This is a genomic window from Streptomyces sp. NPDC050738 (assembly GCF_040654175.1).
Classification (GTDB): domain Bacteria; phylum Actinomycetota; class Actinomycetes; order Streptomycetales; family Streptomycetaceae; genus Streptomyces.
The window spans coordinates 327,089-347,420 of the sequence record NZ_JBFAHN010000008.1 but is presented as its reverse complement, the minus strand read 5'-3'; the positions used below and the strand labels follow the sequence as shown (position 1 = coordinate 347,420).

At 70.0% G+C, this 20,332-nt stretch carries 25 protein-coding genes and 1 pseudogene; 12 read left to right on the top strand and 14 right to left on the bottom strand.

All coding sequences use genetic code 11. The features are described 5' to 3' along the window. The first annotated feature begins 29 nt into the window (after positions 1–29). Positions 30–1,157: a hypothetical protein gene (locus AB0H78_RS22875; RefSeq protein WP_363236353.1), complete on the top strand. Its 1,128-nt coding sequence runs from the start codon at positions 30–32 to the stop codon at positions 1,155–1,157. On the opposite strand, the gene AB0H78_RS22870 is transcribed toward AB0H78_RS22875, so the two are convergent. Further along, complete coding sequence (locus AB0H78_RS22870) at positions 1,104–1,583, bottom strand: hypothetical protein (protein WP_363236352.1); 480 nt, start codon at positions 1,581–1,583, stop codon at positions 1,104–1,106. The two genes, AB0H78_RS22875 and AB0H78_RS22870, sit on opposite strands and share 54 nt — an antisense overlap. Before the next feature lie 99 nt (positions 1,584–1,682). Here AB0H78_RS22870 and AB0H78_RS22865 point away from each other — a divergent pair, with 99 nt between their 5' ends. After that, on the top strand, positions 1,683–2,039 hold the full coding sequence (locus AB0H78_RS22865; protein WP_363236351.1) for a MerR family transcriptional regulator: 357 nt from the start codon (positions 1,683–1,685) through the stop codon (positions 2,037–2,039). Positions 2,040–2,186: 147 nt separating this feature from the next. On the opposite strand, the gene AB0H78_RS22860 is transcribed toward AB0H78_RS22865, so the two are convergent. Further along, a complete protein-coding gene (locus tag AB0H78_RS22860) occupies positions 2,187–3,233 on the bottom strand; it encodes a S66 peptidase family protein (protein ID WP_363236350.1) in 1,047 nt (348 codons plus the stop codon). A 102-nt stretch (positions 3,234–3,335) separates the two neighbouring features. Between AB0H78_RS22860 and AB0H78_RS22855 the strand changes: the two genes are divergently transcribed. After that, a complete protein-coding gene (locus AB0H78_RS22855; RefSeq protein ID WP_363236349.1) occupies positions 3,336–3,896 on the top strand; it encodes a hypothetical protein in 561 nt (186 codons plus the stop codon). Next, entirely contained in the window at positions 3,893–4,447 is a 555-nt protein-coding gene (locus AB0H78_RS22850; RefSeq protein ID WP_363236348.1) for a hypothetical protein, read from the top strand. The genes AB0H78_RS22855 and AB0H78_RS22850 overlap by 4 nt, the downstream gene beginning before the upstream one ends. A 34-nt stretch (positions 4,448–4,481) precedes the next feature. Here AB0H78_RS22850 and AB0H78_RS22845 read toward each other — a convergent pair whose 3' ends face one another. Beyond that, entirely contained in the window at positions 4,482–5,240 is a 759-nt protein-coding gene (locus tag AB0H78_RS22845) for a hypothetical protein (protein ID WP_363236347.1), read from the bottom strand. A gap of 121 nt (positions 5,241–5,361) precedes the next feature. Between AB0H78_RS22845 and AB0H78_RS22840 the strand changes: the two genes are divergently transcribed. Together AB0H78_RS22840 and AB0H78_RS22835 are read left to right on the top strand one after the other, a co-directional pair. Then, positions 5,362–7,290 carry an ATP-binding protein gene (locus AB0H78_RS22840; protein ID WP_363236346.1) on the top strand — a complete coding sequence of 643 codons (1,929 nt, stop codon included), beginning with the start codon at positions 5,362–5,364 and terminating at the stop codon, positions 7,288–7,290. 47 nt (positions 7,291–7,337) lie between these two features. Then, positions 7,338–8,657 (top strand): SUKH-4 family immunity protein, encoded by a 1,320-nt coding sequence (locus tag AB0H78_RS22835; protein ID WP_363236345.1) that lies wholly within the window; start codon positions 7,338–7,340, stop codon positions 8,655–8,657. Positions 8,658–8,726: 69 nt separating this feature from the next. On the opposite strand, the gene AB0H78_RS22830 is transcribed toward AB0H78_RS22835, so the two are convergent. The 3 genes from AB0H78_RS22830 to AB0H78_RS22820 are packed head-to-tail and all read right to left on the bottom strand — an operon-like array spanning position 8,727 to position 10,476. Continuing rightward, on the bottom strand, positions 8,727–9,095 hold the full coding sequence (locus tag AB0H78_RS22830) for a hypothetical protein (RefSeq protein ID WP_363236344.1): 369 nt from the start codon (positions 9,093–9,095) through the stop codon (positions 8,727–8,729). A 22-nt stretch (positions 9,096–9,117) separates the two neighbouring features. Then, positions 9,118–10,143 (bottom strand): PE-PGRS family protein, encoded by a 1,026-nt coding sequence (locus tag AB0H78_RS22825; RefSeq protein WP_363236343.1) that lies wholly within the window; start codon positions 10,141–10,143, stop codon positions 9,118–9,120. Between the two features lie 6 nt (positions 10,144–10,149). Next, complete coding sequence (locus AB0H78_RS22820) at positions 10,150–10,476, bottom strand: hypothetical protein (RefSeq protein WP_363236342.1); 327 nt, start codon at positions 10,474–10,476, stop codon at positions 10,150–10,152. Positions 10,477–10,619: 143 nt separating this feature from the next. Between AB0H78_RS22820 and AB0H78_RS22815 the strand changes: the two genes are divergently transcribed. After that, a complete protein-coding gene (locus AB0H78_RS22815) occupies positions 10,620–11,255 on the top strand; it encodes a hypothetical protein (protein WP_363236341.1) in 636 nt (211 codons plus the stop codon). Positions 11,256–11,289: 34 nt separating this feature from the next. On the opposite strand, the gene AB0H78_RS22810 is transcribed toward AB0H78_RS22815, so the two are convergent. Continuing rightward, entirely contained in the window at positions 11,290–11,676 is a 387-nt protein-coding gene (locus AB0H78_RS22810) for a hypothetical protein (RefSeq protein WP_363236340.1), read from the bottom strand. A gap of 51 nt (positions 11,677–11,727) precedes the next feature. On the opposite strand from AB0H78_RS22810, the gene AB0H78_RS22805 reads away from it, so the two are divergent. Then, on the top strand, positions 11,728–12,381 hold the full coding sequence (locus AB0H78_RS22805; protein ID WP_363236339.1) for a hypothetical protein: 654 nt from the start codon (positions 11,728–11,730) through the stop codon (positions 12,379–12,381). 4 nt (positions 12,382–12,385) lie between these two features. On the opposite strand, the gene AB0H78_RS22800 is transcribed toward AB0H78_RS22805, so the two are convergent. From AB0H78_RS22800 to AB0H78_RS22790, 3 genes are all read right to left on the bottom strand, one after another. Further along, positions 12,386–12,910, bottom strand: coding sequence for a type VII secretion target (locus AB0H78_RS22800; protein ID WP_363236338.1), 525 nt, complete (start codon positions 12,908–12,910; stop codon positions 12,386–12,388). 21 nt (positions 12,911–12,931) lie between these two features. After that, a complete protein-coding gene (locus AB0H78_RS22795; RefSeq protein ID WP_363236337.1) occupies positions 12,932–13,405 on the bottom strand; it encodes a hypothetical protein in 474 nt (157 codons plus the stop codon). Between the two features lie 61 nt (positions 13,406–13,466). Then, the gene (locus tag AB0H78_RS22790; RefSeq protein WP_363236336.1) at positions 13,467–15,122 is read right to left on the bottom strand and encodes an alpha/beta hydrolase; all 1,656 of its coding nucleotides are present in this window, start codon (positions 15,120–15,122) and stop codon (positions 13,467–13,469) included. A gap of 183 nt (positions 15,123–15,305) precedes the next feature. Between AB0H78_RS22790 and AB0H78_RS22785 the strand changes: the two genes are divergently transcribed. Further along, the gene (locus AB0H78_RS22785; protein ID WP_363236335.1) at positions 15,306–15,962 is read left to right on the top strand and encodes a methyltransferase domain-containing protein; all 657 of its coding nucleotides are present in this window, start codon (positions 15,306–15,308) and stop codon (positions 15,960–15,962) included. A 233-nt stretch (positions 15,963–16,195) separates the two neighbouring features. After that, a complete protein-coding gene (locus tag AB0H78_RS22780) occupies positions 16,196–16,459 on the top strand; it encodes a hypothetical protein (protein WP_363236400.1) in 264 nt (87 codons plus the stop codon). Position 16,460: 1 nt separating this feature from the next. Here AB0H78_RS22780 and AB0H78_RS22775 read toward each other — a convergent pair. Next, positions 16,461–16,571, bottom strand: a pseudogene (locus tag AB0H78_RS22775) (LysR family transcriptional regulator); the annotation flags it as partial. Between the two features lie 103 nt (positions 16,572–16,674). Between AB0H78_RS22775 and AB0H78_RS22770 the strand changes: the two are divergent. Further along, the gene (locus AB0H78_RS22770) at positions 16,675–17,412 is read left to right on the top strand and encodes a class I SAM-dependent methyltransferase (protein ID WP_363236334.1); all 738 of its coding nucleotides are present in this window, start codon (positions 16,675–16,677) and stop codon (positions 17,410–17,412) included. On the opposite strand, the gene AB0H78_RS22765 is transcribed toward AB0H78_RS22770, so the two are convergent. Genes AB0H78_RS22765 through AB0H78_RS22755 form a run of 3 tightly spaced genes read right to left on the bottom strand, consistent with a single transcriptional unit; the run spans position 17,403 to position 19,746 of the window. Continuing rightward, positions 17,403–18,212 (bottom strand): helix-turn-helix transcriptional regulator, encoded by an 810-nt coding sequence (locus AB0H78_RS22765; protein WP_363236333.1) that lies wholly within the window; start codon positions 18,210–18,212, stop codon positions 17,403–17,405. The genes AB0H78_RS22770 and AB0H78_RS22765 overlap by 10 nt on opposite strands. An 11-nt stretch (positions 18,213–18,223) precedes the next feature. Continuing rightward, positions 18,224–19,183 carry a hypothetical protein gene (locus AB0H78_RS22760; protein WP_363236332.1) on the bottom strand — a complete coding sequence of 320 codons (960 nt, stop codon included), beginning with the start codon at positions 19,181–19,183 and terminating at the stop codon, positions 18,224–18,226. 59 nt (positions 19,184–19,242) lie between these two features. Further along, positions 19,243–19,746, bottom strand: coding sequence for a hypothetical protein (locus AB0H78_RS22755; protein WP_363236331.1), 504 nt, complete (start codon positions 19,744–19,746; stop codon positions 19,243–19,245). A 101-nt stretch (positions 19,747–19,847) separates the two neighbouring features. On the opposite strand from AB0H78_RS22755, the gene AB0H78_RS22750 reads away from it, so the two are divergent. Further along, entirely contained in the window at positions 19,848–20,309 is a 462-nt protein-coding gene (locus AB0H78_RS22750; RefSeq protein WP_363236330.1) for a hypothetical protein, read from the top strand. Positions 20,310–20,332 lie beyond the last annotated feature (23 nt).

The following is a 20,332-nucleotide window of genomic DNA, read 5'->3' as shown; positions in this document are numbered from 1 at the left end:
ACGTCACACCGATCCAAGGATGCCTCTTCATGTTCCTCTCTTTACCCCGGGCAGCAACTGCCCTTGCCGTCGGGCTGGCGACAGTCGTCGCCACCGCCGTTTCACCCGCAGCCGCCCACACCCGGAGCTGGCGGGACATCAGCCCCGCGGAGAGCAACGGCACCGTGCTGTTCGACGTCGAGTCCGCGGGAGGTGCGACCTGGGCGGTCGGCCGGCACAGCGATACGACCACCCGCACCTTCACGCCGGTGGCCATGCGCTGGACCGGCACGGGCTGGCAGGCACCACCGCAGCCGGCCGATGAGGGCCACCTGGACGACCTCGCCATCGGCGCACCCGACGAGGTGTGGGCCGTCGGCACCCGCTTCGAGACCGCGGGCGAATCGGACGGTGAGCAAGCACGCGCACTGCTGCAGCACTGGAACGGCACCGCATGGAGCGAGGTCGCCCTGCCCTTCCCGGAGGGCGCGGACGACACGTCGCTGTCCGCCGTCGACGTGGACGCGCGCGGCTCGGTCTGGGCGTTCGGCGGTTACGCCGATGCTGCCGGGCAGTACGTCCCGGCCCTGTTCCGCGGGGACGCGCACGGGGGCGGTGCATGGACCCGGCTGCCCGCGAACACCGGGCTCAATTGGGTGTCCCAGCTGGAGGCCGGACCCGGTGGCGTCGTCCACGCCATCGGCGACGGCATATCCCGCTTCGACGGCACGTCGTGGACCAAGCAGAGCCTGCCGCCCGCGCTCGACGGGGCACTGTTCGACGGCATCGAGATGCGGACTACCAACGACGTATGGGCCGTTGGCCACATCAGGGACGAGAACCTGTGGCGGCGACCCGTTGTCGTGCGTTACGACGGTCGGGCGTGGCGCACGGTGCGTACCCCCGCCGAGACGGGCCAGCTGTACGACATCACCTTCGACGGCTCCGGCCGGCCGGTGATCGTGGGCGAGACCCAGGACCCGGCCGTCAACCCGGCAGGGAACTATGTCCTGACCACTGGCCCCCAGGGTCTCCTCACCCGCACTGAGGACCCGCCCGGAGCCGGTTTCCTGTACGGGGCCGCGACCGACGCGGCGGGCCGGGTCTGGACTGTGGGCGGCGCGTCAGGTGCGGAAGGCGGCGTCTCCCCGGCGGCATACGCGGGCATCCGCCGCTGAGCCGGGCATGCCCGGCCGGTCTTCGACGACCCCGGATGCGTCATCGCGTCCGGGGTCGTCGGCCCCCGACCTCAGCAGCAGCGGCGCGAGCTGGGCGACCCCGAAGGCCACTTCGACCACCAGGAACCCCCACAGGAGGTGCGGGCCGCCATGGGCGAGCGCGTATGCGATCCACGCCGAGAACAGCGTGCGCGCGATGCCGTCGAAGAGGCCGTGTTCCGGCTGCGGCCTGACGATGCGCAGCAGCGCCCACACCACCACGACCGAACCCATCAGGTTCGCCAACAGGGTCTGCATCACGTCGCGTTCGGGCAGCGACAGCACGTCGTGCACCATCGCGTACGTCCACGGCGTGGCAAAGCCCGCCGTGACGACGAGGTCGTACCAGGCGCTTGCGCGTACGACGCGAAGGTAGGGGGAGGTCATGTCGGGGGCTCCTGCCGGTTTCGGATCAACGGACCAACGGAGCCTCACGCTAAACAGTGGAGTACGGTCCAAGGTCAAGCCCGCGAGCGACGGAGGACCATGCGCATCGGAGAGCTCGCCGCACAGGCGGACGTCAGCAGGGACACCATCCGGTTCTACGAGAAGGTCGGCCTGGTCACCGGCGACCGACTGCCCAACGGTTACCGGGACTTCACCCCCGAGACCGTGCCCTGGCTGCACTACATCCGCACCGCGCAGACGCTCGGCTTCTCGCTGGCGGAGATCGCACGCACCGGCGAGGAGCTGCGCAAGGTGCCCGACGCGGCCGAGGCTCTGTCGGCGCTGTTCGAGGAGAAGATCCAGCTCATCGACGTACGCATGGCGGAACTGGCCGCCCTCCGCGCCGACCTCGCCCAACGGGCGGGCACAGGCTGCCCGTTGAGGGCCGAGGGCTGAATCCGGAGGAGGGCTGCGTGAACTCCACGCCCTGCGCTGTCAGTTCTGCCACGGTCGCGTCGACGTGCGGATAGCGCAGCACGTCCCTGAAGAAGACTCGGTCCGCTTCCGCATCGCGGCTGTAGACGATGACGTGCCCACCATTGATCACGCGGTCAGAGCAGGGCCCCACGGAGGCAGCGCCGCACGACGCGGCCGTACCGCCGGTTCGAGCAGCGACAACGTGCGTCGGTGCGCATCGAGACCGGCGCGAATGCCGATCGGCATGGGCAGGTTCGGGACGGCGTGTCCGAACTCGACGTTGCCCAGGACCGGGATGTCGCGGTCGCCGAGGACGTCGAGGACTATCTCGCGGAGGGTCGGGTTCCCGTCGGGGCCGCCCTGCCCGAGTCCGTCGATCTCGCATGGGACGCCTACGACCATGCCGGCGATCCGGTCGAGGATGCCGCTGTGCCGGAGCACCTGCAGATAGCTCCATACGTATGCTGCCAGGCCTCCCCGCTCCTCCCAGAACAGCACCGCACCGTCGAACCGCTCCGGCGGCAGCGCGTACGGGGTCGCCTGCACCAGCGCGATGCGGTTGATCACCCCGCCGACGAGGGGGCCTTCGGTGCGGCCGGGACGCCAGCACTCCCACGCCCGGGTGGCGGGCAGTGCGCCGATCGCGTCCGTGCTGGTCAGCAGGGTCGAGTAGAGCTTCTCCAGCTCTGCCCTGCGGGCGGCAGGCGCTGATTTCCAGGACCCGCCGAGGCCGGGTGTGGCCAGGTCGGTGTGGAATCCGACCAGGCCCGTGCGCTCATGGATCACCAGATGCAGCAGGGAGATGTCGCTGTAGCCGAGGATCGGCTTGGGGTCGGACCTGATCGCCTCGAAGTCGATCAGGTCGAGGTAGCCGAACGCCGTCTGCCCACCGTCATGAGCGAGGATCGCGCGCACTTCGGGATCGCGCAGAAGAGCGTTGAACTCCTCGGCGATCTCCGCCGGTCGCGCCGCGCTCCACCAGTGGTGCCGCCCGGCTTCGAGGAGGGGTGCGAGACGTACACGGAATCCCATCCGTTCCAGCACGACCACCGCCTGCGCGAGGTCGGATGCGTAGACGGCATGGAGCGGCCCGGACAGCGCCGCGATGACGATGAGATCGCCGGGCTCGAGGGCACGGGGCCGCAGGAGTCGAGGCGGTGCGGAATGGGTCACCGGCGCAGTTTCCCCACCCGCTGGGCTCCACGCCATTCAATTTTCCTCGACCGTGAGGAAGCCGCGCGGCGACTGTCAGTGGTCGCATCTAGGCTTCTCAGCATGATCAGTTGGATACAGGGACCGGTCCCCGGCTTCGAAGTGAACCTCGTGTTCGCCCGGGGTATCTCTCTCGACGCGCTCAACAAGGGCCTGCACCACGTGCAGCGAACGCCCCTCACCGGCGGAGAGTCCGGCGCGTGGGCGTGGGCGGTGCACGAGATGTTCGAACTCGACCCGGAGGGTTATGAGAACACGGACTATGAGGAGGTCGACTACAGCAGCATCTGTCCGGACGGCGCGGAGATCGTCGTGTTCGTCCTGGAGCCCTGCAGTGCCAAGGGCTTCCCGCCCGCGTTCGAGTATCACCGGAGCGGTCGGCTCGTCCTCCGCTTCAACTTCGAGAGCATCGGTGAGCGGGTGGGTGACAACCCCGACTACCTGTCGGCCGAGTTCCTCGCCGCACATCTCATCGGTCCCGGCGAGGAGTGTTCACAACAGGACGACGACGGACATGACTGCTTCGACCACCACTACGACGATCACGCCCGTATCGTGCGGGCGATCGCCGGTTACTTCGCCCTGCCGTCACCGCCTCTGACCGCAGAGGTGACGGCCAAGTGAGCACTCTTCCCCCGAACACCTTCATCGCCTTCTTCAAGGGCATGGAACTGGCCACCCTGACCGACATCTACGCCGAAGCCGGTCAGCCCACCCTCTCGACCGGCGAATCGGCCGGCTGGGCATGGGTGACTCTCGATGCCCGCGCCGACCACACGGGACGGAGCGCCCAGGACCTCGCCCAGAAGATCACGGGCTTCCGGTACACGGACCGTGCCAGTCGCCCGGATCACGTGGAGTCGGTGTTTCTGGCGTCCACGCCCGCCTGCACCTGTCCGCACGGGCAGAACTACTTTGTCCCGCACTGCGACGACCACCCGTTCCAGTTCGCCTACTGCGAAGGCGGGTTCGGGCTGCTCTACTTCAACCTCGGACAGCGCCGCGAATCGCGCCGCACGGGCGATCTGCTCGTGGGCGAGCTCCTGGCGGCCGGGATCGTGGGGCGCGAAACGGGCTATGACACCGATCCCGACTTCAACAGCGACGGCGAGGTCACCTTGCGGATCATCGTGGAGCACTTCCAGCTGCCCTCGCCGCCGCTGCTTCCGCGGTGATCCACGGTCCTGGCAACGGTCCTGGCAGCCGGCCTCAGTCCTTCGGCGCCTCGACGATCCTGCCCGTCGGCTTCTGAGCGCCCACCGGCTTCCCGAAGTCCGAGTAGGTGAGGTCGGGAGATGTGGTGCTGCCCGTGACGTCCTGCATGACCAGGTTCGGGCTGCCGGTCGACGCGATGTAGTACGTCACGGACTTGCCCGCCTTGCCGGTCCGCACGAGCGACGTGACCGGCATGCCGTCCAGCTGGGTGGCCCTGCCCTTCTTCAGGCCGCCCCCGCTCGTGTCCGGTGCGTTGAAAAGTTCCGGGTGGCAGTAGCTGGCCAGTGCCCGCGTCACCGGGTTGGTCGGCGCACCGTGCAGCCAGACGCTGTCGGAGAAGGGCGTGCCCGTGGCCTGCGTCATCCACGCCGCGAACTTCGCGCTCGGCTTGATCCACACATCGGGGCCCTTGCGGATGATCTCGTACGAGCCCTCGTCCGCCTTGTTCACCGTGCCCGCGCACTCCGTCGCGGAGAGCCGCAGGTCGGCATCGGTGCCCTTGCGTGTCATCTGCTCGCGCAGCGAACCCGCCTCCGCGTTCGCCCTGGTCGCCGTGTTGTAGATCGCGTCGGTCGACAGCTTCGCGATGCCGTTCGTCTTGGCTCCGGGGCGGGATCCGGCCTTGGACGTCGGCTTGCCGGTGCTCTTGTGGTCGGACGCCGGATTGTCGGCGTTGCATGCGCTCAGCGTCGTCAGTGCCGCCGCGCAGAAGAGGGCAGCCGCGGTGCGGGTGGTGAGGTGGGTGAGGTTCATGCGATCACCGAAGCAGTGCGGCGGGCGCCGCCGGGACGGGCGCGGGCCGGCCGCCCGGTCGCGTACTGGCGGTGAGCCCATGGGCTCTGGCCCTGGCACCCGGAGACCGAACATAGGATCAGTGGCTTACGCGCACCTGCCCGTACGGACGACGGACGACGGAGGACCGGGACTCATGACCGCGCCGCCCGAAGGCTATGCACCGCACCCCCACATCGGCGGCCGCACCGCCGCCCTGCGCGCGCTCGCCGCGTGGCGCATGGAATGGCCCGGTGCGCCGAGGGTTCTGCTGCTCACCGGCGGGGCCGGGAGCGGGAGTTCACGGCTGATCACCGGGTTCCTGATGCTCTGCGACCCGGAGTTCCGCAAGCGGCTGCCGCTCGACGACATGGACCCGTCCACCGTGCCGCCCGACCTGCCCCCGCCCGCCGTGCCGGGCACCGAGGGGCGCACGGCGGCCCAGGTGCTGTGGCTGCTCGCCGATCATCACGGGCTGAACGCCTCGCGGGACTCGGAGGTGTACGAGCAGTTGGCCGCGCTGGCCGAGCCCGTGACCGTCGTCGTACCCGACGTGGACCTGGCCGGTCCGGTACGCGGTGCGGGTGAGCCCGCCCGGCTCGTACGGGAGGTGCTGAAGCCCCTCGCCGCCACCCCGACCGTACGGCTGCTGGTCGACCTCCCCCGCGCGTACGCAGCCGAGCTGGCCGGGTCCCTGCCGCCCGGCGAGGTCCAGGTCCTCGACCTGGACGACCCACAGTGGGCCGACCCGGAAGGGCTCGTGCTGCATGCCGCAGCCGCGCTCGATCCTCAACTGGGCGCGCCCGAGCTGCCGTTCACCTCCGATCCGGGTGCCCGCCTGGAGCTCGCGATGGCCATCGCACAGCGTGCGGGCAACAGCCCGCTGGTCGTGCAACTCGCCACCCACTGCGTACTGATGGCGCCCGAGGGCTTCGATCCGGGCGACGCGTCGCTGCTTCCGTCCAGCGTCGACGAGGCCCTCGACCTGCACGCACGACGGCTCGGCGCCGATCCGCAGACGCTGCGGCTGATGCTCGCGCCGATCGCCCTCGCGGAGAGCGAAGGGCTGCCCGTCGCCCTGTGGGGGCAGCTCGCCGCCGCGGTCGCCGGGCGCGACATGAGCGCGGACATCGCGGGCGGGATGCTGCTCGCCGGTCCGTTCGTACAGCCCGAAGAAGACCGGCTGCGTCTGCTGCACCCCGCGCTCGGCGCGGCGGTCAGGGCCGGGCTGCCCGATCTGCGGACCGCGCAGTCACGCATCGCCGTCGCGCTGCTCTCCGCCGTGCCGGGGCAGGACTGGGGTCAGGCCGATCCCTACGTACGCGATCACATCGCAGGGCACGCCCTGGAGGCCGGTCAGCTGCCCCAACTCCTCACCGATCCGGGGCTGTTCGTGCATGCTGACCCCGTGGTGCTACGGGCTGCCATCGAGGCCTGCCCGCCCGCGGAGCTGGGGCCGCCCGCGCTGACGTATCTGCGCACCGCACCTCTCCTCACCCGCACCCAGGCGCCCGCCGAGCTGCGGGCCGCGCTGCTGGAGACCGCGTTCGTCGAGGACGGGCTCTTCGAGTACGCGGCCGCCGTGCACCGGCTCGGCTTCGAGCTGCCCTGGCAGACGGTGTGGAACGTGGGGGTGCCGGGCGTCAGCGCCGTCACCGTGGGGCGCCTGCCGGAGGGCGGGGATTCGGTCGCCGTACTCGTCGTGCCGGCCGGGACGCCCGGCGCGTACTCCCTCGGCGAGGACGCGGACACGGCAGTCAGCATCTACGGGCTCGTGCAGCCTGTGCAGCTCGCCCCCGACCTCGACCCCGCGACGATTCTGCGCCCCTCCGAGGACGAGCGCGCCGAGGCTCCCCTCTTCCTGAGCCGCGGCGCCGACTATGTGCGCGTATGGGACCGGGCGAGCGAGGAGGTCGTCGCCGCTCTCGTCTCCGACGTCCCCTTCACCGCCGCCGATCTCTCCCCGGACGGGGTGCTGCTGGTCGCCACCGGGCGCGGGGTCAAGGCCCTGCGTCTACGGCCCCGCGCCTGACCTACTAGCCTCGCAATCGCCCGTACGTCACTCGAAGGAGTCCCCTCGTGATCAGCCAGGATCAGGCGCTCGCCACCGCCGACCAATGGCTCAACCCTTATGGCCTGCAGGGCCCGATCGCCCCGCGCCGTGAGGTGAAGATGCATGAGTTCGACCTCGGCTGGGTCGTGTGGGCCGCGCCCGCGCCCATGGAGCGCGACCCGGAGACCGGCGAGCGGCGGCCTCCGGCGGAGATCGGGAACGCCTGCGGGGTCGTGGACCGGCGGTCCGGCGAGCTGACGGTGTGGCCCTCGGTGCCGGTCGAGGAGGTCGTACGGATGTACCAGCAGAAGCACGGCGGGGGGACGGCGGCGGTGCGCCCCGTCACCGGGCCGGGGAACACGGCCGTCTTCACGTACGTCGACCCGGCGAACGGCGAGGAGACCAGCCTCTTCAAGACCGCGGCTCCGGGCCTGCCGCCCGTGGAGTACCAGGCCTGGGCCGAGCTGCGCCGGATGAACGTCCCCGAGGGCAACGTCGTCGCGATCCACACCGATCTGCGGCCCGCGCTGCTGCCCGGCGGGTACACCGCGCAGGTCCTCAACTCCTTCCCGAACGCCCAGTTCTCGTGCACGCACGAGTACGGCGCACGCCCGGAGGAGCGCGCCCAGGGCATCTCAGGGCTGGTCCAGCACGCGGAGCTGATGGCGCAGATGGCCGGGCAGCAGGCGCCGCCCCGGCCGCAGTCCGTACCGGTTCCGGCCCAGGTCGCACCCGCGGAGCCGCTGCGGGACGTGGCCGTGGGGCGGCATCTGACGGAGGTCTTCGGGGCGGACGGCGTACGGCGCCCCGACGCCGACGACATCGCCGCCAGCCGCCTTCCGGAGGACGCGAAGAAGACGCTGACGTGGGCGGGGCTCCCGGCGGACCTGCCGTTCTTCTTCACCGCGGACCGCGATGACGCGCCGCCCGCGGGGGGCCTGTTCGCGGACGGTGCGGCGGCGGCGCTCGCGGCCGGGACGCAGGCCGACGAGTCCGACGTACGCAAGCTCGCGCACTTCGTGCGGATCGGGACGGACGGGCTGTACACGGTGATGGTGCAGGTCGATCCTTCGCGCCGGACGCCCGACGGGGTCGGCTCGGTCTGGGCGATCGATCTGGCGACGGTGCGCACCCGGTGGATCAACTCCTCGGTCGCCGCTTTCGACCGTTCGCTGGCGCTGCTGGCTTCAACGCGGGCCCGGATGCAGGGACTTGACCCGGTCACGGCGGGTGCGGCGGTCGCCGCGTTCCAGGAGCAGCTGGCCGCGATCGACGCGCCGGCGCTGGGCGATCCGGAGACCTGGTGGTCCGTGGTGGTCGAGCAGATGTGGCACGGGCTGTTCTGACACAGCGGTGAACGACGGAGTGCGCCCCCGCGCCGATCGGCTTGCGGGGGCGCACTCGTCGTTCTCGTACTAGTAGAGCGAGAAGCCTCCGCTGTGGCGGCCGGGGGGCTTCTTCGTGCCGTCCGACGGGCGGGTCGGGCCGTCGTCCGGGGCGGGCTCTCCTTCGCGTACGGCCTCGCGCTCCTCCTCCGAGGCCGCCTCCCACTTCTCGCGCAGGGAGGCGGTGCCGGACATCAGCCCTCGGGAGACCGAGGGGTCGTCGAGTGCGTCGCGCAGGGTGACGCGGCCCGACATCAACTTCTTGGCGGCTTCCTGCAGTTCGCGGTTGCCGCCGTCGCTGTCGGCGAGCTTGCGCAGCGCGGAGTTGAGCGAGCGGAGCTGTGTGGGCTCCAGCGCCTCGTCCCAGACGCCGCCCTGGTCGGGGGTCTGTGCAGCCATGTGGCCTGGCCTCTTCTCTCGTTCAGCCGAAGTCGGAACGGACGCGGTCCGCGTGCGGGGTCCTGCGGTGCGAGCCGGAACCTGAACCGGAGCTCTGGCTCGGGGTCTGGCTCGGGGTCTGGCTCGGGCTTGAGGTCTGGTCCGAGCCGGAGCCCGACCCGGAGTCCGGGTTCGCCGCCGCCTCGTTGCCGGACCCCTGCTCTCCGGTGCCGGAACCGCCGCCCGAGAGGTGGTTCAGCCCGTTGCCCGCATGCTCGCCCGCCCGGTCCGTCGCCGCTTGCAAGTATGTACGAGGGTCGGCCAGACCCTCGATGTTGTCCTTGACGCCGGTCAGACCGTCCTTGATCCCGCTCGTCGCCGATTCCTTGAAGGTGTCCAGGCCCTCACTGGCCGCACCCTTGAGGTCGAAGCCGCTCTGCGCCCCGAAGTTGACCTTGACGCCCTGCTCGACCAGGTTCTGCGCGACACCGGTCGCCGCCTCCTTGGCCGCGTCGGTGATGGCCTGCCTGGCCATGTCCTTCAGCGCCTTCAGGGAGGCTTCCTTGATGGTCTTGGTGATCGTGTCGACGATCACCTCCTCCAGCTCCTTCAGCAGCCTGCGCACGATGACGCGCGTGACCTGCGTGGCCCCGACCGCGCCCGCCTCGGAGAGCCCGAAGGTGAAGGGTGCGGCGGCCTGTGCCGCGGCGATTTCGAAAGCCAGTGCAATCAGCTGGGCAATGACCGAAACTTTGCTGATCACCACGTTCACGGCGACGACATCGAGCGCGATGGCGATGGTCTCCGCCATGAACTTGGCATCGCCGAGATATCCGTCGCCCGCGTACTTCTGCCATTCCTTCTCGAACGCCTCGGAGGCGTCTCCGGAGTTGGCGGCACGGATCGCACCGGCGGCCGTCATTCCGGCCTCTTCGAGCCGCGCGACCTCGGCGCCGAATGCCCGCCAGGCGTCGGCCGTCTGGACGATCTTGTCCTCGTCGGCCTCGGGCCATTCGTAACCCAGCAGCCCCAGGACCCATGCGACCTCGTCGGGGAGAGTCAGTGACATGGCTGATCAGCTCCCCGGCGTGTAGGTCATGGTGACGATCTCTTCGGTCTTCTCGTAATTCGCGCCGGTCTGCTGGAGCTTGGTGCCGATTCCCTTGAGCCGCTCGCCGAGCGACTCCATGGAATCGTTCATCCCGTCCTTGACCGGCTGATAGACGACATCGAACGGGCCGCCGATGGTGTCCGCACCCCATGGCGGCTCGCCGCCTTCGAGAGCGGCGAGCGCGTCCTTGAGCGTGGCGGCGGCGACCGCGAAATCGCCGCCGATCCTCTCGAATTCGCCACCCTGGCTCTTCAGGACGGCTGGATCGACGTCAAACCCACTGCCTGGCATGGTTGTTCCCCCGGTTTACTTTCACTTTGCAATTGAAACGCGATCTGGCCGGTACCCTAGCGCACCGATGTGACATTCGGCCCGGTATGCCACCGTCGTCACACAGGCCCCCCACACCCTGCACAGCAAAGGACCAACACCCCGTGTCCCAGGCTCCGTTCGCACCATCCACCGCCCCTTCCACACCCACCGATGCCAGCTTCCCGGGGCGTGCCGCGGGTGCCGGATTCCTGCTTCTCGCGATCCTGGCCGCCGGCTTCAGCGCGTACCAGGGAGCGAACACGGCAGGCTGGATCGGCACCCACGGGAAGCTGACCGTGCAGTCCTGCGACACGAGCCACGCCACCACGTCACGGACTCGCCGCCACAGCAGCCGGCATGTCACCTGCTACGGCACGTTCGTCTCCGACGACGGCAAGACCCGCGACATCAACGCCGAGATCGAGGACGGCAAGCGGCGCTACCTGGGCGGCACCGAGCTCTCGGTCCAGCGCACGGGTGCACCGACGCTCTCCACGGACACCGACACGAGCTATGTGATCACCGCGCCGTACCGCGCGGGCGGCTGGTTCGCCGGCTTCTTCGGATCGTGGCTGATCTTCGCGCTCGGGCTGCTCTACGTGTCCACCGGGCATCTGCCCGCGGGGCGCAACAAGGTCTCTTTCTCGACCACTTGGGACGCGGCGGGCCGCGGTCGGGTGCGTACGGCCGTGATCGCCGTCTCCGTCGCGGGCGTGGTCGGGGCCGCGGTCGCGTTCCTCGTGGGCCTCGTGCTCTGAGGCGCCGCCCGAACGCGACGCGACCGCGGCGCGGCTACGACACGCTGACGAGGCTGTCGCCGAGGCCGCCGATCACGGCAGTGACGAAGAAGATCACGAGGGCCGGGCGGGTACGTCCCCGCAGGGACACCAGCACGGCCAGCCCGCAGCCGGCCGCCCCGATCGCGTATGCGGCGAGCCAGAGGCCCGGATCCGTGCCCTTGGACAGCCGCGTCCCGATCGCGACCAGGAAGACCACGGCGAACACGGCCTGCAGCACCGCGTACAGCAGCCGGGTCCGCCGGGCCTCCGCGGCCCGGTCCCGTACGAGACCTGCCCTGCCCGCCGCCTGGAAGCGCGCCCGCAGCTCGACCGTCTCCGGTGTGCCGCCGGCCTCTTCGCCCGGCCCCTGGTGCGCCTCGCGGCCGCGGTCCTTGCTCATGGGAACCGACCCTATCGCCACGCCCCCGGCGCCTTCCTTAGACTCGCAAGCATGCCCACACCCCACGACACCCCGCTCCCCTCCCCCTCCCCCACGGCCACGGTTCTGCGGACGACGACCCACGCCACCAAGCTGGTCGCGCTCGGGATCGTGCTCACCGCGCTCGGCCTGCTGATCCTGGCGGGCGGAGTCGCCATGCTCGCCGGGGCGGGCGGGGGCGGCGCGAAGGGGATCGTCGGGGTGGTGATGGGACTGGTCGTCCTCTTCTTCGGCGTCCTCCCCCTGGTCACCGCAGGGAAGAGCCGCACCCTTCGCGTCAGCCTCGACGCCACCGGCTTCTGGCTGGACAACGGCAAGGACCGTGGCGTCATCCGCTGGGATTCCCTCGCCGGAGTCGGTATCCACTGGAGCGAGCTCGGCCGCACCGCCAAGATCTACTCGCTCGAATTCTTCCCCGCCGGTCCCATCGACCCCGACGACCCGGCGCTGTGGCACCTGGTACGCGACGAGGAACCCCTCTCCCCCGACCTGCCGCGGCTGCGCTACCGCTTCCCGTTCGCCCCGGACGCCCGCGAGGAACTGACCGCGGCGGTACGCGAGTACGCCCCACAGCTCTGGCTCGGCGAGACCCAGCGCGCGCCGGGCCACCTGGGCACCCCGGACCGCAAGGGCCACGCGCGGCGCACCGGCGGACGTACGGCCTGACGTCTCAGCCGAAGGGGTTCTCCCCCGGCGTGGGCCGCGTGCTGACCGAACCGTCGTCGTACGAGGGCATGTCGGTGCCGTACGGCGTACGCGGATCGAGCGGCGGACCGCCCTGGGGCGGGGGCCCGAAGGAGTGCGAGGCGGAGTTGTCGTCCTGGTCGCTGTCGCGGCGCAGCACGCTCGGCATCTCGCCCAAAGTCGCCTGCGTGGTGGCGGATCCCGCGCTGGTGTCGATGTTCTCGAAGTCCTGGCCGGTGCGCTGGTCGTTCCACTCGTGCCCGTCGGCCGAGGAGCGGAGGTTGGCCGCTCCGGCTTTCGTACGTGCGTGAAGGCCGTCCAGCGCGGGCTTCCAGCTGGTGGACACGTTGGTCAGGGCAGGCCCGAACGACCAGCCTGCAAGTGAACTCCCCGCGGCGCCCGCCTCCTTGACCGCACCGTCGGCCGGGCCCCGCATATCGTCGGCTATCGCGTCCGCGGCTCCGGCGGAGGCGCGGAGCTCGGCGGGGTCGACATGGGTCTCTTCGGACATTCTCGGCTCCTCGTCCGGATCTCAGAACTTCTGCTGCTCCGCGCCGGGCGGGAGCATGCACGGAGTGCGCACGGCAAAGGAGAAGCGCTGGGGCTTGTCCTTTCCGTCGCCCACGGTGTCCGCCTCCACCACGTAGTCGTTCTTCTTGTTCCGGGCGCTCAGCGCCGACGACTCGTAGGCGCTCTTGAATTCCCGGTACGAGGTGATCTCGTAGCCGCCCTTGGTGAGTTCGGTCCGCAGCGTGCGCACGATACGTGTGTGATCCGTCGCCGGAGCGGGCGAGTTGATGTAATAGAAGAGGCTGTACCGGCCGTCTTCGGCCACCTCGTCGTTCGCCCCCACGCACGCCTCGAAATGCGTCGTGGCCGTCGATGCGATCGTCTCGACCCCGGCCACCCCGGCCAGATAACCGGTGTAGTCCTTCGCCCACTTCAGAGCCGCCTCCCGCTCCATGCGCGGCAGCGGGTCGTTCCGGCCGTCGTCGTTCTGGGACATGCATCCTCCGGTCGTCAGCAGGGTGGCGAGGACAACGAGGGCGGTGCCGAAGAAGCCGGCCCTAGCCCGCGACAAGGGGTGTCTCCGGATTCTCGTAGCCCTGTTTGGGAGCTTCCGTGGGCGGCTTTCCGGCGATGATGGCCCCCTGGTTGCGGAGCGACTGGCTGTCCCTGTCCCAGTAGCCGCTGTGGCCGTGCGTGTCGACCTCGAAGTTGTTTCCACCGAATGCTCCAAGCAGCGGGTCACGACCCAGCGTCCAGTCGGACAAGTTGTTCACGACGGGGTCGTCCTGCGCGCCGCCGGCCCAGACATGCTCCGGGTCCATGTGCAGATCGGAGGCCTTCTCCACGGTCATCCCGGGGCTTCCGACCACCACCACGTCGTCGGCGCCCAGTCCGTGGCCACCGGCCGCAGCAGCTCCGACCACGGTGGAGCCGTAGCTGTGCCCCATGACCGTGGTGTGGCTCGGCGATCCGTCGTGGGAGGCATGCGTTCCCGCTATGAACCGGCGGAGATCCGGAGCGGCATCGTCGGCCCTGCCTGTCCCCCCGACGCTGTTGAAATCGGTCAGGGACCCCTCCGGGGCGTCGTAGCCGAGCCAGGTGATCATCGCCACCTGCTTGCCGTCGGACTGCCTCTCGGCGGCGCTCTGCAGCTTGTCGATCCGGTCGAGCTGCCCCGGTACGCCTTCCATGCTCGCGTTCGTCCCCGGTACGAGAACTCCCGTGTGCGCGGCCGTGTCCGGGTTCCCCATCGCGACGATGGCCCGCCCGTCGTCCTTGGAGTCGTACCCGAGGACGTAGAGCTCCTTGCCCTTGGGCGCACCGTCGCCCGCGTCGAGCCGTGCGCTGAGCAACTCGGCGTTGTTCAGGCGCTTGTTGATGGTCTCGTCGCTCTCACCGGGGAAGTTCTCGTCGTAGTTGCCCTCCTGGAGGGCATTGAGTTCCTGTCCGAGGACGGTGCGGTTGGCGTCGTCGCGTACGTCCGTCGGCAGTCCGTCCGTCGCGCCGATCTCCTTCGGGTACAGCGTGGTGTACTCCTGCCGCTCCTCCGGGCTGAGCGCTTTCCACCACTGCGCTGCCGCCTTCGGGTCGTCCTTGGGGATCTGCGGGTCCTGGATCCCCAGGTCCTTCATGGCGCGCTTGGTGTCGAGTGCGGACTCGGCTGCCGCGTCGCTGTTGCCCGGGTCGGTGAGGATGTCGCCGTTCAGTTCGCCGAGCGCCTTCGCCCCGTCGTCGCTCGCCTTGCGCGCATCGGTGAGCGCCTGCTCCATGCGCTGACGGTACTCACCGAGCAGCCCGCTGCGGTCGGCGATCGCCTGCTGGCCGTCGGGGTCGTTGTGCGGGATGTCCGCCGTGGTCGGATCGGAGATCCAGCCGTCACCGTCGACCTTGAAGTGGTCGTCCTCCGCGCGCTGTACGGCGTTGCGCAACGAAGTCTGGGCCTCTTCCATCCAGAACCGCGTGGTGTCCACGACGCGCGCGATCGCCATCGCCTCGGTCTCGACCACACTCAGCCGTGACTCGACATCCTCCAGGAAGAAGAGCGCACTGTCGGCGTCGTCCCCCTTCCAGGAGTGATGCAACGGCCCGGTCACTTTTGCCCTGTGACGGCTCGTCAGGGAATCCATGGTGGTGGACAGTGTGCGCCATGCCTTCGAGGAGGCCTCCGCGTCCGAGAAATCCTGTTTCATCAGCCGCGCGAAGTCAGAAGCCATGGCAGGCTCCACCGGATATTGCCGAATTCCCGTACCAGAAAGGCATATTGAACCAATGGGACATTGCGCGAAGCCCCCGCTTCAAGTGATCGCCGGCAGCACTCTCGGCGATGAGCATAGGGCAGGCAAAGGGGGTGCGTGCCCCCTTCATGGAGTACCGCCCGCGCACTACGCTCGCCGCCCATGACCGATCAGCCGGACCATCTGCACACCACCCGCGCCTCGTACGACACGGTCGCGGCCGACTACGCGAAGCTCCTCGGCGACTCGCTGGCGCAGAGCCCGATGGACCGCGCCATGCTCACCGTTTTCGCCGAGCTCGTACGGTCCGGAGGCAACGGCCCCGTCGCCGACATCGGCTGCGGTCCCGGCCGGATCACGACCTTTCTGGACTCCCTCGGCCTCGACGTCTCGGGCATCGACCTGTCGCCGGGGATGGTCGCGGTGGCGCGCGAGACGTACCCGCATCTGCGCTTCGACGAGGGGGCGCTGCCGTCCCTGGACCTCCCGGACGGATCTCTCGCCGGCGTCGTCGCCTGGTACTCGATCATCCACACACCGCCTGGACAACTCCCTCAGATCTTCGAGGAGTTCCATCGCATCATGGCTCCCGGCGCCCACCTCCTTCTCGCCTTCAAGAGCGGAGACCGGCTCATTCATCTGGAGCACGCGTACGGCCACGACCTCGACCTCGACGTCTACTGGCTGTCCCCCGACCAGGTGGCCGGGCTGCTCGACGATGCGGGGCTGGTCGAGCGGACGCGGGCGATCCGCAAGCCGGACACGCTGGAAAAGGGCCCGCAGGGGTACGTTCTCGCCTCGAAGCCGGACCACGGGTAGCGCCGCGCCCCGCCCGCACGCGAGGAACCCCGTCAACCCGGGCCCTCGCCTCAACTTTGCCTCTGCGGCGGGAAAAATCTGCGTCACCGCTCTCCCTTCACTACGCCAAGGCCTCTCTGGATACTCCCAACTCCCTTCCCGGCGGCCGGTTTCCCGGGAGAGGTTTGGCATCCGAGGACGCAAGCGGACGGCCCGCGCAGTGCAGCAGCAGAAAAGAAGAGGACCGGCTCCACGTGAAAGGCACCCCCGGCACCGCGGACACTCTGGCCGCGGTCGGGCACCACTTCTCCCACTCCCCCGGCTGGGACGACTTCTTCGTGGCGCTCGTCCTGGTCGTCGGGGCGACGCTCGCCCTGCTGGGGCTGCACTCGGCGTTCACCGCCTGGCGCGGCCCCGAGCCCCCGCGCGGCCGGGCGCTGCGCGGTGCGCTCCTGGGTACGGGCCTGCTTCTGGTCCCGGGCCTGATGATCGCCGCCTTCGGCGTCTGGCTGTACTGACTACCGGCCGGTGGACCACGCCGGGGCGGGCGTAGAAACGGGCGGCCGACTCCAGGGCGAGGGCGATGCCGTAGCCGTTGGTGATCGCGCTCAGCCATTCGTCGGGCTGGTCGTGGCGGTGGCAACTCTCGTCCTGACGGCGGCAGTTGGAGATTAGCCAGGCCGCCACCAGAATTCGGGATGCGCGACAGCCACCGCCCTGACACGCTGCCCCGGTGAACCGTGAAGAGAGTTCCCGCATCGCCCACACCCACCACCCGATCAAGTCGCCGATCGACGACGATTCCGTACGCCGGCTCCTCGAACGCGCCGCACCGCGTGGTGACGAACGCATCCTCGACCTCGGTTGCGGCGGCGGGGAATGGCTCCTGCGCGCCCTGACCACGCTCCCGAAGGTGCGCGCCGAGGGTGTCGACATCTCCGAGGACGCCCTGACCCAGGCCGGGCAGTCGGCAGAGCGGCTCGGCGTACGCGACCGCCTCGGGCTCCACCAGCAGTCGGCTGCGGACTTCACGTCCCCGCACGCGTACGACCTGGTGCTCAGCGTCGGCGCCGCCCACGCCTTCGGCGGCCTGCTGCCCACCCTGGAGGCGGCACACCGACACCTGGCCCCCGGCGGCCACGTCCTGATCGGCGACGGTTTCTGGGACCGCACCCCGTCCCCCGAAGCCATCGACATGCTGGGCGACTTCGCCGACCTGGCGACCACCATGGAGCAGGTCGAGGCCGCCGGATGGACCCCGGTCCACGGCCACGTCAGCTCGCGCGCCGAACTGGACGCCTACGAATGGTCCTGCTGGGGATCCCTCTCCACCTGGGCCCTGGACAACCCGTCGCACCCGGACAGCAAGGAGGCACTCGCCCTGGCGTCCACGCGGCGCACGGAGTGGCTGCGCGTCTACCGGGAAACCTGGGGGTTCGTCTCGCTGATCCTGCGGCGGACTCACGACTGATCGGAACGCACCGAACTCGCGTACTGGGCAGGCGAGATGCCCACCGATGCGGTGAAGTCCCGGATGAAGTGGGCCTGATCGGCATAGCCGAGATCGGCGGCGAGCGCGGCCCAGTCCTGCGGTTCGGTGGCAGCGCGGGCGGCGGCCTCCTGCATACGGGCCCGCCTGATGACCCGCTTGGGCCCGATCCCGACGTACTCGGCGAAGAGCCGCTGCAGTTGTCGCGTACTCATGCCGGCGAGGGCGGCGAGCTGGGATGTGCGCAGGAGTTCCGGATCGCCGTCGACCGCCTCGACCAGCCCGGCCACGGTGTCGACGGCGGGGTCGGGGGCCGGTCCGACGGCGCGGAGGAGCGCGGCCGCGCGTTCGAGTGCGGCGGGCACGTCGCTCTCGCCGACCACGGCGTCGGCCACGGTGCGCGCGCCCGGACCGAAGACGTCCTCGATGTCCAGCACCCGGTCGGTGAGGGCGGAGACGGGGCCGTCGAGAAAGGGGCGGATTCCGCCGGGTCTGAAGCGCAGACCGAGCACCCGTCCGGCCCCCGAGATCTCCCGGACGAAGGTGTCGGTGACGACGCCGGTGACCTGGGCCTCGCCGCCGGTGGCGAACGTGAGGTGGACGACCGGGTATGTGAGGACCCGCTGGCGGTGGGGTGCGTCCAGGTCCCAGTGGAGGATCCAGTACCCGGCGAGGAAGGGGGCCAGATCGGGGGGCACGGGTGCGTACTCGAGCCGGAACCGCTCGGCCGCGGTGCGCGGATGGAGAATGGCCCGCTGTCGTGCTTCTTCACTACCGGTCATCGCACACCTGTCTACCGTGTGATCACCCGCGCCGGGGCCGAATCCGGCCGCCGGGTCGAGGCGACGAGTATCCGCAGCATCCCGGCGCCTGCCGTCACGGCCGCGAGGTGCAGGACGACGGCCGGCGCGGGATGCTCCGGCAAGCGGATGTCCGGCGGGGCGGCGCTGGCCACGTACAGGGTGAGGGGCAGTTTCCAGCCGCTCCACGCGAACAGCGAGCCCGACCCGAGCCAGCCGAGCGCCTGCGGAAGCCAACGAGGAAACCAACGGGAAACCCGGGCCGGGAGGGTCCGGGCGACCGCCCAGACGGCGGCGGCCCCGGCGAGCGCCCAGAGCGCGCCCAGGCCGGTCAGCAGATACCCGTCGGCGTCGCGTGCGGCAGGGTGCGCGATTCCCACGGTGCCGCCAACTGCCCAGTACATCCAGACCAGTCCGACACCGGCCGCGACGACGGAGGGCCATGGAACGGTGCCACGGGTGCCGTCCCCGACCCGCCCGCTGAAGGCCTCGGGCCAGCGGCGCCTCAGATAGGCGGGCAGGGCCAGGGCAAGCCCGAGCCCCATCCCCACGAAACCGAACTGGACCAACGCCGCCTCCCAGCCCGGCATGGCAGCATCCGCATCCCCGCCCGAGTCGCCGGACGCGGAATCCAGCAGCGTACTGAGCACGGCAAAGGGCAGCACCGACACGAGGAACCCGGACCCGGTCCAGGCGCAGAACACCACAAGCCGCCCCGGAATGCGCATCCCCCACGGCCGGACCAGGGCGAGCGCGAGCGCGATCCCGATGCCCGCCATGCCGATGGTCACCGTGTTGAGGACAACCCACCCGGCCAGGTCGAAGCCCTCCCCGACGGGGGCCACGCCCAGGAGCGAGCCCACCACCCACGACACCTTGATCAGGAGATACGGGGTCAGCGCGAACGCGGCCCCGTAGGCCGCACGCCTCCCGATCCGATCCCAGCGGTCCACCCGAACTCCCCTTCCACCAGCAGGAATTCAAGCTTCATCGCCACGACGGGCCGCCCGCATCAGCCCCCGGTCGTGGTCGCATCCGCCGCGCGGGCGAGAGGGTGTCCGCCTCTGGGACCGCTTCCCGAATACCGCACGGCGAGTGCCAGGGCCCCGGCGGTGAGCCCGAAGATCCCCGTCACGGGATTCACATACCCGGGCACGACGGCTTCGTACGTCCAACCGCTCTTGGTGTGACACCCGAATTGCAAGGGGACGAAGGAAGGCTCGTACCCGTCGAGAAGCTTGGACCCGACAGGCCCCAACGCCTCCTGGCAAGCGGTCATTTGGCGGCTCTCGTCGAGAAGGACGAGGTGCAGCACGCCCCAGGTGTACATGCCGACCATCCCCGCACAGGCGAGGAGCGCGGCGCCCTTGAGGGCGGTGCGCGTGGTCCACGCGGCACCGGCCCGGGTCAGCGTCAGCACCCCGCGGATGCCGAGCCATGGCGTGGCGATGAGCCCGGCGATGGCCAGCAGGAGCACGAGGATGGGGTTGTGGCCGTCGTACGGATCTCCCGACATGCGGCGCAGCCTGCCACAGAGGCGTACGAGCGTCCCGTACATACGCGTCGAACCCGAGGGAGTGCATGCGCCCCGGGCCGCGCGCACAGCAGAATGCGCACATGAGTACGCGCCCGCGCCACCGCAAACTCCTGCTCTGGTCGCTCGCCGCCTGCGTGGCGTGGACGCTCGCGGTGGCCGTATGGGCCGGCGTCGCCCTGCTCACGCCGGACGGCGCGGGGGCGGAGGATTCGGTCCTGCGCAAGGCCGGGATGCACATCGATCAGCACCACCCCGAGGGCGGCCGCTACTACGACCCGACGTATGCCAGGACCGAGGCGGACGGCACCGCCGTGCTCCGGTACGAGGTCGGCTCCGGCCCGGATTCGAGCGTCGACGACTTCCTCAGGACGTACGAGATCACGGCCGCGCCCCGGCACACGGGCGCATCCGAGGACACGTACACCGACACCTTCGGCGACGTACGAAGGACCTTCACCGTCACCTACGACCCGTCGGCCGATCCGAGCGGCTACGACTACGCGCGCATCACGGTCAGGGCACTCCCGGAGCACAGTTCCTGACCGAGAGCCTCGGCGGGGCGCGC